The organism is Burkholderia sp. LS-044 (assembly GCF_004803625.1).
In the GTDB taxonomy this organism is placed as follows: Bacteria; Pseudomonadota; Gammaproteobacteria; order Burkholderiales; family Burkholderiaceae; genus Burkholderia; species Burkholderia cepacia.
In genome coordinates, this window is sequence record NZ_SSWO01000006.1 from 181,737 (window position 1) to 195,662 (window position 13,926).

Consider the following 13,926-nt stretch of genomic DNA (forward strand, 5'->3'; position numbering starts at 1 on the left):
GACGAAGCGAAACGCTCCGCCCGGGCGGGCGGTGTTACAGCGAACGGTTCAATTGCTCGAGGATGGCCGGGTTCTCGAGCGTGGACGTGTCCTGCGTGATCGCTTCGCCCTTGGCGAGCGAACGCAGCAGGCGCCGCATGATCTTGCCCGAGCGCGTTTTCGGCAGGTTGTCGCCGAAGCGGATGTCCTTCGGCTTCGCGATCGGCCCGATCTGCTTGCCGACCCAGTCGCGCAGCGTCTTCGCGAGCGCCGCGGCCTCTTCGCCTTCCGGACGCGCACGCTTGAGCACCACGAACGCGACCACCGCCTCGCCCGTCGTGTCGTCAGGACGGCCCACCACGGCCGCCTCGGCCACCAGCTCGTGCGAGACCAGCGCCGATTCGATCTCCATCGTGCCGAGCCGGTGGCCCGACACGTTCAGCACGTCGTCGATCCGGCCCATGATCGTGAAGTAACCGGTGTCCTTGTCGCGCACGGTGCCGTCGCCGGCGAGGTACAGCGTGCCGCCGAGTTCCTCGGGGTAGTAGCTCTTTTTGAAGCGTTCCGGGTCACCCCAGATCGTGCGGATCATCGCGGGCCACGGGCGCTTGACGACGAGAATGCCGCCTTGCCCGTTCGGCACGTCCTGGCCGGTTTCGTCGACCACCGCGGCCATGATGCCCGGCAGCGGCAGCGTGCACGAACCGGGCACGGTCGGCGTCGCGCCCGGCAGCGGCGTGATCATGTGGCCGCCCGTCTCGGTCTGCCACCACGTATCGACGATCGGGCAGCGCTCCTGGCCGACGTGCTTGTGATACCACATCCACGCTTCCGGATTGATCGGCTCGCCGACCGTGCCGATGATGCGCAGGCTCGACAGGTCGTAGCTCTTCGGATGCACCTTGTCGTCGGTCTCGGCGGCCTTGATCAGCGAACGGATCGCGGTCGGCGCGGTGTAGAACACGCTGACCTTGTGGTCGCCGATCATCTTCCAGAAGCGGCCGGCGTCCGGGTAGGTCGGCACGCCCTCGAACACGACCTGCGTGCCGCCGCAGGCGAGCGGGCCGTACGTGATGTACGTGTGGCCGGTGACCCAGCCGATGTCGGCCGTGCACCAGAACACGTCGGTGGGCTTCCAGTCGAAGGTCCACTTCATCGTCTGCGCGGCCCACAGCAGGTAGCCGCCGGTGCTGTGCTGCACGCCCTTCGGCTTGCCGGTCGAGCCCGACGTATACAGGATGAACAGCGGATGCTCGGCGCTCACCCATTCCGGCTCGCAGGTGTCGGATTCGGCGGCCGTCAGTTCGTGCATCCACAGGTCGCGGTCGGCATGCCAGTCGATCTTGCCGCCGGTGCGGCGATAGACGATCACGCTCTTCACCGCTTCGCAGCCGCCCAGCGCGAGCGCCTCGTCGGCGATGCTCTTGAGCGGCAGCGTCTTGCCGCCGCGCGCCTGCTCGTCGGCCGTGATCAGCGCCGTCGCGCCGACGTCGACGAGCCGCTCGTTCAGCGACTTCGCGGAGAAGCCGCCGAACACGACCGAGTGCGTCGCGCCGATGCGCGCGCAGGCCTGCATCGCGACGATGCCTTCGATCGACATCGGGATATAGATGACGACGCGGTCGCCCTTGCCGATCCCGCGCTTCTTCAGCGCATTCGCGAAACGCGACACGCGGGCGAGGAGATCCGCATAGGTGACGCGCGTGACGGTGCCGTCGTCGGCTTCGAAGATCACCGCGACGCGCTCGCCGTTGCCGGCTTCGACGTGACGGTCGAGGCAGTTGTACGAGGCGTTGAGCTCGCCGTCGTCGAACCACTTGTAGAACGGCGCGTTGGACTCGTCGAGCACGTTGGTGAACGGCTTGTGCCACGCGAGGCCTTCGCGCGCGAGGCGCGCCCAGAAGCCTTCGTAATCGCGCTCGGCCTCGGCGACGAGCGCCCGATAGGCCGGCATGCCGGAAATGGTCGCCGCCTGCTCGAGCGCCGCGGGCGGCGCAAACTGGCGGGTTTCGTGAAGAACCGATTCAATCGTGGACAAGCGTGTCTCCATGCGTTCTTGGGATGCAGGGCTGCTGTTCGGGAAAACGCAACATGCATGCCAGCATCAGCGATCGATGCGCGCATTCGGCGGAAGTCGCGGCGCACCGCGCGCGTTTCGGGCGATCCGGTCGAACGGGCGACGGGGTGGATACCGTCAAGCCGAAGCCGGCCGTTCATAAATGCAGCACATCGTGTTGCAGTCCTCAACAGGTGGCGCGTGCCGGGGAAGGTGGTCGGCCGCTCGATCCGGAGCGCGGCGGGGTGACCTGGCGGCGTCAGGCGATCAGCGACCGAAGCGCCGGTGCGTGCCCGAACTGTCTGATCCGTTCGAGCGCCGACACTTCGATCTGGCGAACGCGTTCGGCGGACAGGTTCAGTTGCCGGCCGATCTCGCGCAGCGAATACTCGCTTTCGACGTCGATGCCGTACCTCAAGCGGAGAATCCACGCTTCACGTGCCGGCAGGCGGTCGATCAGCGCCGCAACCGCCGCGCGAAGCTGGCGGGCGCTCGCGGATTCTTCCGGGGTCGGCGCGGCGTGGTCGATCGCGACGTCGCACAACGTGAGGTCGTGATCGGGCGAAACGGGCAGGTCCGCGGAGATGGGCTCGCGCACGATATCCATCAGATCCCGCACCTTGTCGACCGGGATCCGCATCTGCGTCGAGAGCGTCGGGGCGCCGGCAACCTCGCCGGTTCGTTGCGCATGCGTTCGCGCGAGGCGGGCCAGCTTGTTGATCGCGTCGACCGTATGCGCGGGCACGCGGATCGTGCGGCCCTGATCGGCGATCGCATGCGTGATGGCCTGCCGGACCCACCAGGTCGCGTACGTCGCGAATTTGAAGCCGCGCCGGTGATCGTAGCGATCGACGGCCTTCATCAGGCCGAGATTGCCCTCCTGGATCAGGTCGAGAAACTGCAGGCCGCGATCGGGATAGCGCTTGGCGATCGACACGACGAGCCGCAGATTGCTCTGGAACAGCTTCGTTCTCGCGGGCTGCATCGCGCGCTCGATACGCGACAGTCGCGCGTCGATCGCGATCGCGATGTCGAGCGGCAGGCTCGACTCGCCGGCGAGGCCGGCGAGCGCGGCGCGTGCTTCGATCAGCGCCGGCGCGCGGCGGGTGAGGGCGGCGGTACAGCCGGCATGCGCGGCGATGCAGTCGGTCATCCATGCGCGCACGTCGTCGCACGGCATGAAGAGGTCGCGGCGCGGCGAATCGATGCGTATGCCCGATTCGGCCAGGATGTCGACGATGCACTGTTCGAACTTGCGTGCTTGCGTTGCACGGTCGCGAATCGCGCGGCCGATGCGTTCGATCGCACGCGCGGTGAAGCGGATCCTGCCGGTCGACGCGGCGGCCTCGCGAAGCAGCGCCCGGTAACCGGCCGACGCGAAACCGCCGGTGCGCAATGCGTGCTGCATCCCGGCGGCCAGCGCGCCGGCGCGGTCGAGCGATGCAACGACGCTGTCGCGCCATGCCGGGCTGTCCGGCGCGCGGTCCGTGTCGTCCTCCCCCTCCGGTGATTCGATGGTCGAATCAGGCGCCGTTGCGTTGCCGGGCGACTCCCCGGGTAAAGTCGCGGGCGCTTCGTCAAGCGATTCGGCGTCGCCGACGAACCCCGTCACGTAGACCGATGCCGCCACCTTGCCGGCGCGGATGTCGCCGGCGATCGACGCGACGGCGTCGAGCGCAGCCGGGTCGCGGCTCAATGCGTCGATGCACGCCGCGCGCCCGTTTTCCAGATGAAGCGCGAGCGCGATCTCTTCTTCGCGGTCGAGCAGGGGTGTCGCGCTCATTTCGCGCAGATAGATGCGGACGGGATCGCTCGTGCGGGCCGCGAGCAGATCGGCGGTCGCGAGCGGGGCCGACGCGTCGGCGAGCGGCGACGTCGTGTCCGTCGCTCGCGCGAAATGACGATCGAGCGTCCATGCGCTTCGCGAGTCGACGTGCTCGCGTACCTCGATTCCCCATTCGCCGAGCATCGACGCGGCGGCGTCGAAATCCGCGCCGTCCGCGGCATCGTCGGGCAGCGCGTCGACGATTTCACCGCGCGTCACGTAGCCGCGCCCGATGCCCAGCGCGACCAGCGCATTCAAACGGTCCGTGCGCTCCGCGTTCGTGCCGCCGCGCGGCACGCCGTCGTGTTCGCGCCCGCGCCCGGGATCAAGCAAGCTTTGCATAGACGTTGCACCAGCCTTCGGCGGCAACCGCCTTGCCCCCGAACATCGGGCACGTGCCGGAGGATTCGCCGGCGACGGCCTTGTAGAAGCGGCAGTTCGAGCACGTCTGGCCGGCCTGGTACTTCGGGAACTTGCCTGCATCGACGGTCGTCGCCTTCGCGCGGTAGCCGAGCGTCTTCGCGGCCGCGTCGTTTTCGTCGACGAGCGGCGCTGCCGCGAATGCGCTGGTTCCGGCTGCGAGTGCGGCACACAGGCCGGCGGTCTGAACGATGAAGGTTCTGCGAGTGCGGGAGATCATGTCGTTTTCCTGAATAAAAAACCGGCCCCGCGCGCCGGGATGGCTTCCCGGCGCGGCGGTCGATCGAAGCGAAGGGAGAAAAGCGTTATTTGCGCGGGCCGGCGACGAGCGGCGCCTTCGACGAGGTGGCGACATCGGCGGTCAGCTTGCTCTTCGACGCGTCATAACCGTTCGAATAGAGCAGGAACGCCATCAGGTCCTCGTATTCCTGTGCCGTCATCTTGCCGGGGCGATCGGCCGGCATGTTGTTCGACATGTACTGGAAGATGCCGCCGACCGTGATGTGCGACTTGCCCTCGGGCGCGAAGGATTCCCCGCTCAGCGCAGGGGCGGTATTGCCTTCGAGCTGGTCGCCGTGGCATTTCGCGCAGGCATCGATATAGAGCTTCTTGCCGTGCTGTGCCTGCGCATTGTCGAACGACGGCACGCCGTTTTCGTCACTCGCCGAGACCTTGATGAAGCCGCCCGTCGCGGGTGTTCCGCCGGCGAGCAGCACGCCGGTGCGCGAGTGCCCGGCCGACGCGACCGCGCCGTCGAGGAAGCGGCCGCGCGACGGCGTATTGGCCGCTTGAGCGATGTTTTCCGGCAGGTTCCAGCCGCGTGTGAGCGCGGCGATCCGGCCGTTGGCATTCAGCCGCGACAACGCCGCGTCGATGCGCTGCCGCAGCGCGTCCCGATCGGGGCCGAACGCGAACGCGAGCTGCCAGTCCGAGTACGGCGACGCCGTGGCCGCGATCCGGAACGGCTGGCCGGGATGCGCATGCCGGTACGCCACGACGCTCGGATACCAGACGATCGCGCGCTGTGCGCGGCCGGTCGCGAGCGCGTCGATGGTCTGCTCGGACGTGTTCTCGAGATCGAAGCGGGCGTTCGTCGCCTGTGCCGCGATCAGTTGCGACGGGCTGGAGTACGTGGCCGCGATCGTTTCCTTGCCGGTGGACGATGCATGCGCGTCGCGCAGCGTCACGCTGACGTAGCTGGAGCGCAGATACCCCTGCGAGAAACTCATCCGGGCATTCGATGCATCGGCGATCGCCGAGCGCGGGAAGCCGGCGATCATGTCGCAGTCGCGTTCGAGCGATTGCTTCAGTTCGGCGGCGGAGATGCCGTCGTCGCCGCCGTCGTCGTCCACGCCGCGCCGGTTGAACGAGGCGGCGATGCCGGCGGTTCGCAGCACTTCACGTGCGACCGACATGTCGAGGGCGGCGGTCGGGCTGCCCGGCAGCGTGCAGACGCGCACGCCGCCGGCCGCGGCGGACATCGGGGTCAGCGCCACGCCCGCGGCGAGCAGACTGGCGAGGGTCAGGGGAGCGAGTCGAGTTTTCATGGTCGTGCATTCCGGTTGAAACAGTGGGGGCGTCGCGCCCGGATCGGGCGCATGCCGGGCGCGACGCGCGTTCAGTCGAGCGCGAATACGTAGAGCGTGCCGCCGCGCGGAACGTCTTTCGCGACGTCGGCCATCGGGCCGCCCCAGATCGGGTTCGCGCCGCCGTATCCGGCGAGCACCGCGACATATTCCTTGCCGTCGACCTCGAACACCGACGGCTGCGCGATGATGCCGCTCGCGAGCTGCGGGCTCTCCCACAGCACCTTGCCGGTCGCCGTGTCGAAGGCATACAGGTGGCCGTCGAGCGAGCCGCTGAATGCAAGACCGCTCGCGGTGGTCGCGACGCCGCCGTTCCACGGCTTCTTCGACCAGTGGCCCCACAGTTTCTTGCCGGTGTTCACGTCGATGGCCTGCAGTTCGCCATAACCCTGGCTGCCCGGTTCAGGCTTGATCTCGAAGCCTTCCCCGAGGTACGGCAGGCCTTCCATGTAGCTGACCGACTTGCCGGACAGGCTCATGCACGCGTGAAGGGAAGGTACGACCGCGATGTGGCGCGCGGGGTCGTACGACACCGACCACCAGTTCTTGCCGCCGAGGAAGCTCGGGCACGTGTCGATCGTCGTGCCGGCCTTCGGGAACTTCGACGGGTCCGCGATGGGCTTGCCGTCGGCCGTGTAGCCGGTGACCGACGTTGCCGTGACGAACGGCTCCGCGTAGATCAGCTTGCCGGTCGTGCGATCGATCGCATGGAAGAAGCCGTTGCGGTCGGCGTGAATGATCGCGTCGTAGTCCTTGCCTTTGTACTTGATGTCCGCGAGGATCGGCGTGTTGACGCCGTCGTAGTCCCACGTGTCGTTGCTCGTGTACTGGTAGTGCCACTTCAGGTTGCCGTTCTTCGGATCGAGCGCGAGCAGCGAGTCGGAATACAGGTTGTCGCCGGGACGCAGCGCCGCGAGCCACGGGCCGGGGTTGCCGACGCCCCAGTACAGCGTGCGGCTTGCCGCGTCGTAGGTGCCCGTCAGCCAGGCGGCGCCGCCGCCGTGCGCCTGCATCCCGTCGGGCCAGGTGTCCGCGCCTTTTTCGCCGGGGCTCGGGATCGTGTAGCGCTTCCAGACCAGCGAGCCGTCTTCGGGGTTCAGCGCGGCGATGTACCCGCGAATCCCGTATTCGCCGCCGGAGGTGCCGACGATGATCGAGCCGTCCAGCGCGAGCGGCGCGAGCGAGAACGCATAACCGAGGCCCGGCTCGAACATCTGCTTCTTCCAGACGAGATTGCCCGTCTGCGCGTCGAGCGCCACGACCTCGCCGCTCAGCATCGCGACGTAGACGTTCTTGCCGTACAGCGCGACGCCACGGTTGACGACGTCGCAGCATGCGGTCTTGAACGATGCCGCGCCAAGCTTCGGTTCGTATTTCCACAGCTGCTTGCCGCTCTTCGCGTCGAATGCGTAGACGTTGTCCTTCGGCGTGGTCACGAACAGGTAGTTGCCGTTGATGATCGGCGTGGCTTCGAAGCCCTGCTTCAGTTCGGCGGGGAACTTGTAGGCCCACACCTGCTTGAGTTCCTTCGCGTTCGACGCGTCGATCTGCTTGAGCGGCGAATGCGACTGGCCGTCGTAGGTGCGGTAGTAGGTCAGCCAGCCCGGATCGGTGTGCGCATCGGTCAGCCGCTGGTAGGTCACGGCCGGGTAGTCCGCGGCCGCTTCGACGAGGCCGGGGTTCAGCGCGACGGCCGCTGCCGCCGCGATGCCGATCGTCGCCAGCCGGCTCGCTGAAGCCGAGAGTTTCTTCATGGTTGTCTCCTGAGTCATTGTGGTCGCACCGCCGCGAACGGTTCGTCGCGCCGGCACGGTGGGGATTCCGGGCCGAGTGCGCAGCCGTTCACGCAAGTCGCATGCCACCGCGGCGCGAAGCCGGTATGAAGCGGCACACGGGCGCGTCGTGCGTCGTGCGGCGTCGGACGCGTCGCGCGCACGTGTCAACGAAGGTGTTGCATTCAGGTACACCCCCGTGCGCGCAGTGTTGCCAAACATGACAGGTGGCGCGGCATCCGTGACAGGTGGAACGCCGCCCGCGCCGGTGTCACGCACGCGGTGCGCGGCGACGCGCGCGGGCGTCGTGCCGACGCGGCTGGCATGGTTCTCGCACGCTGCTTCGCGACAACAGCACGCCGCGCGGTGCGGGGCACACCGCGGCGAAATACAAGCATGGAGACGAATGAAATGATCAGGAGGCCAAAGGCAGCCGGAAAGGGCAGCGCGATGCGACGCGCGCGTCGCGCGCGGCACGGTGGCGCGATGCGTGGCGCGCTTCTCGGGCCGGCCCTCGGCGCCATCGCGCTGTTCGGCCTGTCGACGGGCGGCGCGCGTGCGCAGCAGCCTGCGGACGGCACGGCCGCGACAGGCGGCGCCGTGCCGCCGGCCGCCGTCGCCGTCGCGCAGGAAGCGCCGCAAACGCCGGCCGTCACATTGCCGACGGTGGTGGTCGTCGGCACGACGCCGCTGCTCGGGATCGGTACGCCGCTGCAGAAGGTGCCGGCAAACGTGCAGACGGTACGCGCGGCGGAACTCGATGCGCAGCACCGCGCGACGCTTGCCGACTTCTTCGCCGCGAACCTGCAGAGCGTGACGATCTCGGAGGCGCAGGGCAATCCGTACCAGACGGACGTCAACTATCGCGGCTTCACCGCGTCGCCGCTGCTCGGTACGCCGCAGGGGCTGTCGGTGTTCGTCGACGGCGTGCGCGTGAACGAGCCGTTCGGCGACGTCGTGAACTGGGACATCCTGCCGACGCAGGCAATCGACCGGATGCAATTGATACCGGGCTCCAACCCGGTGTACGGACGCAATACGCTCGGCGGCGCACTGGCGATCACGACGAAGAACGGCAAGTCGAACCCGGGCGGCGAAGTGGAGGTGTCGGGCGGCTCGTGGGGCCGCAAGACGGCCGCCATCGAGCAGGGCGGCACGATCGGCTCGAACCTCGACTACTACGCGACGGCGAACGTCGCGAACGACGGCGGCTGGGCCGACCACAATGCGAGCCGCGTGCGGCAGGCGTTCGGCAAGCTGCGCTACACGGATTCGGACACGACGCTGTCGATTTCCGCCGGCGGCGCCGACAACGCGCTGTACGGCACCCAGACGATCCCGCGCTCGTTCCTCGACAACCGGAAGCAGGCGTACACCTATCCTGACCTGAACCGCAACAGTGCCGGCTACCTGACGCTGTCGGGCGATCGCTTCTTCGGCGAGCACGTCGAGCTGAGCGGCAATGCGTATTATCGGCACCTGCGCAACACCAACATCAGCAGCAACAACAATACCGATTACGGATCGGTCGGCGACGACGGCACGGTCGACACGGTGCAGGGCACCAACGCGCAGTCGACGGTCGTGACCGACAGCTACGGCGGCAGCCTGCAACTCACGCTGCTCGGCAAGCTCGGCGGGATGGCGAACCAGCTGATCGCGGGCGTGGCGGCGGATGTCGCGAACTCGAGCTACGTCGCGTCGTCGCAGGACGCGTATTTCACCGACACGCGCGCGGCGATCGGCGTCGGTGACTTCGAGCCGCAGACCCGCGCGAAGACGCGCAACGCGAACCTCGGCGTGTACCTGAGCGATGCACTGTCGCTGACGCCGCACTGGACGCTGACGGTGTCGGGCCGCTACGACTGGTCGAAGGCGCAGATCGGCGACGAGAGCGGCGTGCAGCCGCTGCTCGACGGCAACCATACGTTCTCCCGGTTCAACCCGGCGCTCGGGCTCAATTGGAACCCGGTCGCGGGCTTCACCGCCTATGCGACGTACAACGAAGGGATGCGCTCGCCGACCGCGATCGAACTCGCATGCGCGGACCCGGCCGCGCCGTGCTCGCTGCCGAACGACTTCATCGCGGACCCGGCGCTCAAGCCGGTGATCTCGAAGACGTTCGAAGCCGGCATGCGCGGCCGCATCGGCGCCGCGACGACCTGGAGTGCCGCCGCCTACCGCACGACGCTGACCGACGATATCCAGTTCATCAGCAGCCCGGCAAGCGCGCAGGGTTATTTCCGCAACGTCGGCGATACGCGGCGGCAAGGCATCGAACTCGCGGGCCGCACGCGGTTCGGCCCGCTCGGTGTCGGGCTTTCGTACAGCTATGTCGATGCGACCTACCGGTCGTCGTGGACCGAGCATAGCCCGGCGAATTCGGCGGCCGACGCGAACGGCAACGTGGCCGTCAAGCCGGGGGACCATATCCCGGGCATTCCCGCGCACACGGTGAAGCTCCGGCTCGACTACGCGGCGACGCCCAGGTGGGATATCGGCGCGAACGTCACGTGGCGCAGCGGCGTGTATGCGCGCGGCGACGAGAACAACCAGGACGTGAACGGCAGGATTTCCGGCTACGTGCTCGTCGATCTCGACATGCGCTACCGGATCACGAAGCGCTTCGAAGTCTTCGCGAGCGTGACGAACCTGTTCGACAAGCGCTATGCGAGCTTCGGCGTGCTGGGCCAGAACTTCTTCAACGGGCCGAATCACACGTTCGACGGTGCGAATCCGGTCAACGAACAGTTCGTCGGACCTGGCGCGCCGCGCGGTGCGTGGGTCGGCGTGCGCTACGCGTGGGATTGAGCTTTGCCCGGCTGCGTGCATTGCCGCGTCGCAGCCCGAGCGGCGCTCAAGATGTGCGCGACGGGCCCGGTCGGGCCACCGGTGCCGCCGCGAACATCGCGGCCACGGCGCGCGCGATGCTGCGTGCCAATGCCGGGTCGCTTGCGAGGTGCCCGGCGCTCACGTGTTCGATCGCGGCCGCGGGCACGGCACGCGCGAGGCGGGCGACGTTGGCGGCCGGGCAGACGGGATCGTGCATTCCGTGCGCGGCGAACAGCGGCACGCCGGCCTGCGCCGCCCGGCGCGCGAGCGCGAGCACGCGGCGCTCGCCGAGCCAGCAGTCGTGTCGCAGGTAATGCGCCTGGATCCGGTACTTGTCGATCAGCCGGGCGACGGTCTTGTGCGAGCGGATCGCATCCGCGGGTGAGCGGCGCGGGTTCGGCGATGCGAGGATGGCGTTCTCGTACGCGTGCCACGCGAGCGCCACCGCTCGCTGCCGGGCCGCGCCCGCACCGGGTTGCAGCCGCCGCGCGCAGCACGCCAGCAGGCGATCCGGCTGGCTGCAACTGGCCGCCGCGTACAGGCGTCGCCATTCGCGGGGCGCGCGCGTTCGCGACGTCGTGAACAACCGGCGGACTTCGCGTCGCGACGTCAGGAACAGCCCGCGCAGCACGACGCCGGTGACTGGTGCGGGATGTGTGCCCGCGTATGCAAGTGCGAGCGCCGCGCCCCACGAGCCGCCGACGACGCCCCAGCGCGCGATGCCGAGCTGCGCGCGCACCGCTTCGAGATCGTCGATCAACCGCGCGGTGTCGTTGTGGCGTGTGCCGCCGCGTGGTGCCGACGCGCCCGCGCCGCGCTGGTCGACGAGCACGACGCGCATCCGCGTCAGGTCGAACAGCCGCAGGATGCCGGCCTGGCTGCCGCTGCCCGGCCCGCCGTGCAGCACGACGACCGGATGGCCGTGCGCCGCGCCGGCGACGGAGAACGCGATCGATTGCGCGTCGCGGTGCAAGCGTCCGCGAACGGGCGCGGCGAGCGTGGACGGTGACGCCGGCGACGCGGGTCGGGATCGGGATAGGGGGCGAATCTGGGCAGGCATCGTGTCGAATCGGTTCGGGGAATCGGGGCAATCGTCACGCGGCCGCACGGGTGTCCGGGCGACCACTGTATTTGATCCACGACAAAGCCAGAAACGCGCCAGCCGCAAAGATCGGGATTCGCACGGGTAGTCACGCATCGGGCAGACGCGGTATCACGAAGTCCGGCCCGCCCGGTGACCCGACCTGCCCGGCGGAGCCGGATCGTGTCTTGCAATCTGCTTTCGATTGGGGCCGTGCGCCTCGCGTGGCCCGATGCTTGCTTGCAATGACGGCAAAGAGTCCGGCAACTGACCGGAAGATCCCCGGAGGAGACAATGCGCGATGACGTAGAGCAGGCGGCCGGATCGCGGGCCGCGCATTCCGCCGGCTGGCCCGCGCCGTCGATCCAGAAAGCCCATGAGCGGTCCGAGACGTTCGGCCTGCAGGTCTCGGCACGCCCCGACTACGACGTGCTGTCGAGCGCGGCGCTGGTGCTCAAGCGCGAGCAGAGCCGTGTGCTGTGCGCGCATGCGATGCCGGTGATGGAGACGCTGCACGAGCAGATCGTCAACACGCAGAGCATGATCGTGCTGACCGATGCGCAGGGGTTGATCCTGCATTCGATCGGCGACGACGATTTCCTGCGCCGCGCGGAGAAGGTCGCGCTGCGCCCGGGCGCGAACTGGGCGGAGGACCGGCAGGGCACCAACGCGATCGGTACGGCGCTCGCCGAGCTGTGCCCGATGGTCGTTCACGGCGACCAGCACTTCCTCGCTGCGAACCGCTTCCTCACCTGTTCGAGCGTGCCGATCCTCGATCCGTACGGCGACGCGATCGGTGTGCTCGACGTGACCGGCGACCACCGCAGCTACCACCAGCACACGATGGCGCTCGCGAAGATGTCGGTGCAGATGATCGAGAATCACCTATTTACGACGACCTTTCAGGAGACGTTGCAGGTGTCGTTCCATGGCCGCCCCGAGTTCCTCGGCACGCTGATGGAGGGGATCGTCGCCTTCACCGCCGACGGCCGTTTCCTGTCGGCCAATCGCAGTGCGCAGTTCCAGCTCGGCATGCCGCTCGCCGCGCTGCGCGCGCATACGCTGTCGTCGCTGTTCGACGTCACGAGCGCACAGTTGATCGACCGCATGCGCGCGAGCACCGACCGGCACCTGATGCTGAACCTCGGCACCGGCGCGGTGGTCTGCGCGCGCGTGCATTTCCGGCGCGCGACGCTCGCCGAAGGCAGCCGTCCGACGGACGTTCACGACGCGGGTGCGCCGGCCGCGCGCGCGAACGCGGTGCCCGCGCCGGCGGCCGGCACGTCGGCCGGCCTGTCGCGGCTCAACTACCTCGACACCGGCGATCCGCAGGTTGGATGCGTGATCGCGAAGGTGCGCAAGGTGATCGGCAAGGACATCCCGATCCTGATCACCGGCGAGACCGGTACCGGCAAGGAGCTGCTCGCGCAGGCGATCCACAACGACTCGCCGCGGCGCGATGCGCCGTTCGTCGCGGTCAACTGCGCGTCGATTCCGGAGACGCTGATCGAGTCCGAGCTGTTCGGCTACGAAGAGGGCGCATTCACCGGCGCGCGCCGCAAGGGCTCGATCGGCAAGCTGCTGCAGGCGAACGGCGGCACGCTGTTTCTCGACGAGATCGGCGACATGCCGTATCCGCTGCAGGTGCGGCTGCTTCGCGTGCTGCAGGAGCGCCTCGTCAACCCGCTCGGATCGACGAAGACGATCGCCGTGGACATCGCGATCATCTGCGCGACGCACCGCGACTTGCGCGACATGATTGCGCAGAACCGCTTTCGCGAGGATCTGTACTACCGGCTGAACGGCCTCGTGGTGCGCCTGCCGCCGCTGCGCGACCGCACGGATCTCGCGGTGGTCGTGCAGAAGATGCTGCAACGGGAGGCCTACGCGGGCCCGGGCCGGCCGCCGCTGTCCGTCGCGCCGGACGTGATGGCGCTGTTCGTGCGCTGCGCGTGGCCCGGCAACTTCCGCCAGCTCGGCAACCTGCTGCGCACGGCGGCGGCGATGGTCGACGACGACGGCGAGATCCGGCGCGAGCACCTGCCGGACGATTTCTTCGACGACCTGCGCCGCGACGATACCCGGGCCGAGCCGGCCGCGCACGATCCGTCCGCCGCGGCATGGCCCGCGGACGCGCTCCCGGCAGGCGACGCGCGGTTGCAGGATGTCGCCGCGTCCGCGATTGCGGCTGCGCTCGCGCGCCACGGCGGCAACGTGTCCGCGGCGGCGCGCGCGCTCGGCGTGTCGCGCAACACGATCTACCGGAAGATGCCGGCCGCCGACCCGCAGCGCCAGCCGTCCGACGAAAGCTGACGCGCGCCACGGGTTCGTGGCCGCGCGGCCTGTCACAGCCGGTGTGTCAAGTTGCAACACCG

8 protein-coding genes are annotated in these 13,926 nt (G+C 68.5%); 2 read left to right on the forward strand and 6 right to left on the reverse strand.

The window, feature by feature from the left end; translation table 11 throughout:
- Positions 1-34 precede the first annotated feature (34 nt).
- The 5 genes from acs to E9536_RS17770 form a co-directional block, all read right to left on the reverse strand.
- The gene (gene acs, locus E9536_RS17750) at positions 35-2,017 is read right to left on the reverse strand and encodes an acetate--CoA ligase (protein WP_136470301.1); all 1,983 of its coding nucleotides are present in this window, start codon (positions 2,015-2,017) and stop codon (positions 35-37) included.
- 277 nt (positions 2,018-2,294) lie between these two features.
- Positions 2,295-4,202 (reverse strand): sigma-70 family RNA polymerase sigma factor, encoded by a 1,908-nt coding sequence (locus E9536_RS17755; protein ID WP_136470302.1) that lies wholly within the window; start codon positions 4,200-4,202, stop codon positions 2,295-2,297.
- Complete coding sequence (locus E9536_RS17760; RefSeq protein ID WP_059698511.1) at positions 4,186-4,500, reverse strand: high-potential iron-sulfur protein; 315 nt, start codon at positions 4,498-4,500, stop codon at positions 4,186-4,188. The genes E9536_RS17755 and E9536_RS17760 overlap by 17 nt, the downstream gene beginning before the upstream one ends.
- Before the next feature lie 85 nt (positions 4,501-4,585).
- On the reverse strand, positions 4,586-5,827 hold the full coding sequence (locus E9536_RS17765; RefSeq protein ID WP_136470303.1) for a transporter substrate-binding domain-containing protein: 1,242 nt from the start codon (positions 5,825-5,827) through the stop codon (positions 4,586-4,588).
- A 71-nt stretch (positions 5,828-5,898) separates the two neighbouring features.
- Complete coding sequence (locus E9536_RS17770) at positions 5,899-7,620, reverse strand: methanol/ethanol family PQQ-dependent dehydrogenase (protein WP_027790654.1); 1,722 nt, start codon at positions 7,618-7,620, stop codon at positions 5,899-5,901.
- 429 nt (positions 7,621-8,049) lie between these two features.
- On the opposite strand from E9536_RS17770, the gene E9536_RS17775 reads away from it, so the two are divergent.
- Positions 8,050-10,449 carry a TonB-dependent receptor gene (locus E9536_RS17775; RefSeq protein ID WP_136470304.1) on the forward strand — a complete coding sequence of 800 codons (2,400 nt, stop codon included), beginning with the start codon at positions 8,050-8,052 and terminating at the stop codon, positions 10,447-10,449.
- Between the two features lie 46 nt (positions 10,450-10,495).
- Here E9536_RS17775 and E9536_RS17780 read toward each other — a convergent pair whose 3' ends face one another.
- Positions 10,496-11,530, reverse strand: a complete 1,035-nt coding sequence (locus E9536_RS17780) for an alpha/beta fold hydrolase (protein WP_136470305.1) — start codon at positions 11,528-11,530, stop codon at positions 10,496-10,498.
- 315 nt (positions 11,531-11,845) lie between these two features.
- Here E9536_RS17780 and E9536_RS17785 point away from each other — a divergent pair, with 315 nt between their 5' ends.
- Positions 11,846-13,864 (forward strand): sigma-54-dependent Fis family transcriptional regulator, encoded by a 2,019-nt coding sequence (locus E9536_RS17785; protein ID WP_027790657.1) that lies wholly within the window; start codon positions 11,846-11,848, stop codon positions 13,862-13,864.
- Positions 13,865-13,926: the final 62 nt, after the last annotated feature.